This window comes from Micromonospora sp. NPDC005171, from assembly GCF_040608575.1.
In the GTDB taxonomy this organism is placed as follows: domain Bacteria; phylum Actinomycetota; class Actinomycetes; order Mycobacteriales; family Micromonosporaceae; genus Micromonospora.
Map to the genome: position 1 here is coordinate 1 of NZ_JBEXIM010000079.1, position 3,323 is coordinate 3,323.

Below are 3,323 nucleotides of genomic sequence, written 5' to 3' on the forward strand. Positions count from 1 at the left end.
TCCCACTTCATCTCGTTCTCAGCCACGACACTGTTGAACTCACGGTTCAGAATGGTCGTGTACGCGCTGGTGGAGAGCTTGCCCGTCGCGACGGCGGCGCCGAAGTAGCGGCCCTTCTCGGCGGCGGCCGCCTTCAAGGTCGTGCCGGCACCGGATGCGGGAGTCAGCGCCACCGTCATACCTGTGGTGAGGGCGACGGCGATGGTCGCCGCCGCCAGCATCGTTCTCATGGGTTTCATGGCGTTCCTTTTCAGTGGTTGCATCGGTGGTGGTGATGTGCCACTTCACTCGGGGCGACTGATCGGGACGGTCATCCCGGCCGCCCGGCATCAGCACGCACGGTCCGAGAGGGCTGTCGCCGGCATCTGCCGGGGTCCCGAGGTGACGTCCGCATGCCCTTGCGGACGTCGTGATCCGAGGTACGACCCGTGCGGCTCGCCCGGTGAGCCACGGGAACGATCGTCCTCTATATCGAGAGTGAGCGATAACATGCCGTTCGTCAAGACGTAACGGGCCGTTCACGCCGATCTCCCGGAACGCCGCGTTTCGCCCGGTACCAAACGCCCAGAACAACCATGCTCAACCGCCGCGCGACCAGCGGACGAGTCGTACCACCCTGCCGTTCGGATCACGCCGGACGGCGACCCTGTTATCGCTCACAGTCGCCGGCCGCGATCCCTGGCGGTTCACGAGCGTCCGGCGACCGAGCCACTCGGAGACGGCTGCGGCGAGGCCGCGTCGGCGCGTATTCCGGCGACCAGGTCGGCGGTGGTGTGGGCTTCGATGCCGGGCTGCGCGGCGTCAGCGAACCGCTCGACGACCGCCCGGACGTGTCGCTCGGCGGGTGCGGCGAGACCATCGTAGACAGCCGCGAACAACTCCCGCGCCGGCCGCCGGAGCCAGTCCGGTGGGAGGAGCTCCACCGGCAACTGCGGATCGAGGACGGGGAATCGCCGGAAGGTGTCCATCACCTCGGTACGGGCCCGCACCGCGGCGGCGCCGTCGACCTGCCCGGACGCCACAGCGGGCAGCAGCGGGGTCCAACGCCGGAGGAACGCGTCGTAGCTCCGGCTGATCGCCTCGATGTCCCAGGCTTCGATCGGTGCACGGTGAATGGTCGAGGCGAGCGCGGTCTGCCGCCCACGAAACACGGTCACGGCGCCGAGGGTGAGCCGGTCGAGCTGGGCCCGAGCCGCAGGGGTCAGCTCCTGCGGCGAGATCCACAACCCGTCGTACAGCGGCGCGTAACCGAGCCACCGCAGTTGCGCCCGCAGGGCCCGGCGCTGCGTACTGCGATCCTGCGGCAGCGAGAAGGCGACGATCGTCCAGCGCCCGTCCCACCGCGCCGTCGAGGTGGTGGAGGCGAGGATCCAGTGCCCTCCGGCGGAGAGGTTGGCGGCGGCGGCGCGGCTGAGCCGGTAGGAGCTGCGCCGGCCCAGTCGGCTGCCCTCCAGGACACCACGGCGCGCCAGCCGGCTGATCGCGGTCCGCGCTCCGGCCGTCGTCACGCCGGTCTCGCCGAGCAGCGCGACGATGGCGGCGGACGGGAGGGCGACCCGGGTCCGCAGGGTGTAGTCCGCCAGCAGGGTCACCGCGACGCCCTGGGGCGAGTTGCCGACCTGCCTACGGGGCAGCCGGAGTGCGTGGTCTCCGTCGTCGGGATAGATCTCGTCGATGTCGAAGAGGCTTGCCACAGGCGCTCCGTGCTCCTCGGGGACGGTATGACGACTGTAGACGGACCTCCGCGACACGTCACAAATAGAGAATCCTCGATTGACACTTGTTGGCCCGGGGGGAACACTAATTGCCACGCGACGCCATCCGAAGCCGGGCTGGGCGAGCCACCAGGTAGCGGGCAACGGGCGATCACCGCGGGAGTCGGGCAGACCCGCGACCGGATCGCCCGCCAATCCAGCCTGCACAGGCAATCGAAGGAGTCGTCCGTTGAGAATCAGAAGGAAACTGCTACTCACCCTGGCCGCGTCACTGGTAGCGACCGGCCTGGTGGTCCCCACGACGGGGCCCGCGTACGCGGCCTCACTGACCGAGGTGACCAGCTTCGGTGACAACCCGGGCCGGATGCGCATGCACGTCTACGTGCCGGACAACCGCCCGGTCCGGCCGGCGGTCGTGGTGGCCATGCACGGCTGCGGCGGATCCGGCCCCGGCTTCTACTCCGGGAGCGAGTTCGCCAGCCTCGCCGACCGCTACGGATACATCGTGATCTACCCGTCCGCCACCCAGCAGGCCGGGTTCGGCAACTGCTTCGACACCTGGTCGGACGCCGCCAAGCGACGTGGCGGCGGCAGCGACCCGGTGTCGATCATTTCCATGATCCGGTACGTGCAGCAGCAGTACGCGGCCGACGGGGACCGGGTCTACGCCACCGGCAGCTCGTCCGGCGGCATGATGACAAACCACATGCTGGCGCTCTACCCCGACGTGTTCAAGGCCGGCGCCGCGTTCATGGGCGTGCCGTTCAACTGCTTCGCCAACGCGGCGGACTACCCGCCCGGTAGCAGCCAGTGCACCGGCGGAAACATGAACCGGACCCCGCAGCAGTGGGGCGACGCGGTCCGCCAGGCGTACCCCGGCTACTCCGGGCCCCGCCCGCGCGTGCAGCTGTGGCACGGCACCAACGACACGCTCGTGCCGTACTCGTTGCTGCAGGAGACGATCGAGCAGTGGACCAACGTGTTCGGGTTGAGCCAGACACCCACCTCCACCGACACGCCCCAGGCCAACTGGAACCGGCGTCGCTACGCCGACAGCAGCGGCACCGTCCAGGTCGAGGCGTACAGCATCCAGGGCGCCGGGCACACCCTGCCCTCCAGCGGCATGGCCGCGTCCGCCATCGCGTTCTTCGGCCTGACCAACACCACGACGCCGCCGCCGACCACGCCGCCCCCGACCACTCCACCCCCGACCACGCCGCCCCCGACCACCCCACCGCCGACGTCCGGCGCCTGCCGGGTGACCGTCGACGTCAACGCCTGGAACACCGGGCTGACCGAGAACATCACCGTCACGAACACCGGCACCAGCGCCGTCAACGGCTGGTCCGTGGTCTTCACCCTGCCGAGCGGGCAGAGCATCACCTCGGGTTGGAACGCCACCTACTCGCCCACCTCGGGGCAGGTGACGGCCCGCAACGTCGCCTACAACGGCGGCATCCCCGCCAACGGCTCGGTGAGCTTCGGCTTCCAGGCCACCCACACCGGTAACAACGCCCGAGCGTCCTCGTTCACCCTCAACGGCGCGTCCTGCACTGTCGCCTGAGACCGGCGCCAGTCGTGCGCCGGTCACCACGAGGTGGTGACCGG

At 69.6% G+C, this 3,323-nt stretch carries 3 protein-coding genes; 1 reads left to right on the forward strand and 2 read right to left on the reverse strand.

Features of this window, described 5'->3' with window-relative positions:
- Together ABZU74_RS33920 and ABZU74_RS33925 are read right to left on the reverse strand one after the other, a co-directional pair.
- Window positions 1-230 (reverse strand): endo-1,4-beta-xylanase (locus ABZU74_RS33920; RefSeq protein ID WP_355432846.1); only part of this gene is annotated, 230 nt, incomplete at its 3' end.
- Between the two features lie 456 nt (window positions 231-686).
- The gene (locus ABZU74_RS33925) at window positions 687-1,694 is read right to left on the reverse strand and encodes a PaaX family transcriptional regulator C-terminal domain-containing protein (protein ID WP_355432840.1); all 1,008 of its coding nucleotides are present in this window, start codon (window positions 1,692-1,694) and stop codon (window positions 687-689) included.
- A 250-nt stretch (window positions 1,695-1,944) separates the two neighbouring features.
- Here ABZU74_RS33925 and ABZU74_RS33930 point away from each other — a divergent pair, with 250 nt between their 5' ends.
- Window positions 1,945-3,279 carry a PHB depolymerase family esterase gene (locus ABZU74_RS33930; RefSeq protein WP_355432843.1) on the forward strand — a complete coding sequence of 445 codons (1,335 nt, stop codon included), beginning with the start codon at window positions 1,945-1,947 and terminating at the stop codon, window positions 3,277-3,279.
- Window positions 3,280-3,323: the final 44 nt, after the last annotated feature.